A 695-nucleotide genomic window follows, 5' to 3' on the forward strand; every position below is an offset into this window, starting at 1 on the left:
TGGGGCATGCAGTCGTGGCAAGCCCTCCGATGCCATATCGGCTCTTGAAGCTGGCTGAGGGTCATGGGTAATCAGGTAAGGCCTTGATTATATAAGCTGTTCATGTCAGTCTTTTGTTTTCAGCGGAAGAGAAAAAATCGATGGGAAGTTCTGAACTTAGCTTGCTGAAAATGGCGATTATGCAGTCTTGGAACGCGGTTGTGATTACCAGTGCTGACAGGGCAGCAGGATATCCTGTAAAAATTGCGAACCCTGCTTTTTGTCAGATGACAGGTTACGCAATTGATGAGTTGTATGGTCAGTCATTGAAGATGTTACAAGGCCCTGCTACAGATCAGGAGGTGATTAACCGGCTTAGAAGTTGTCTTACCAGTGGTGAATACTTCGAGGGTATGACTACTAATTACCGCAAAGACGGTTCGCCATATTTGGTGCGCTGGAATATCTCACCGGTACGAGATGAGGTGGGTGACATCACGCACTTTGTTTCAGTGCAGCAAGATATGACTGCTTATGCCAAGGTAGAAGAGACCAGTAAAATTCTTGGTCAGGCACTGGATGCCGCAGCAGAGCCGATACTCGTTACCGATGCGCATGCAAAGATAATCTTTGCTAATCAACCTGAACTCGGGATAAAAAACGGCGTAAAAAATGAACTCAATGCCCGTTCCAAGATCTGATCCTGCAGTGACAAA

The 695-nt window shown here is 46.3% G+C and carries 1 protein-coding gene; it reads left to right on the forward strand.

The window, feature by feature from the left end; all coding sequences use genetic code 11:
• Positions 1–140: 140 nt before the first annotated feature.
• Entirely contained in the window at positions 141–680 is a 540-nt protein-coding gene (locus OKC27_RS22805) for a PAS domain-containing protein (RefSeq protein WP_270806759.1), read from the forward strand.
• The last annotated feature ends 15 nt before the right edge of the window (positions 681–695 follow it).

The organism is Aeromonas sp. QDB62 (assembly GCF_027705695.1).
GTDB lineage: Bacteria > Pseudomonadota > Gammaproteobacteria > Enterobacterales > Aeromonadaceae > Aeromonas > Aeromonas allosaccharophila.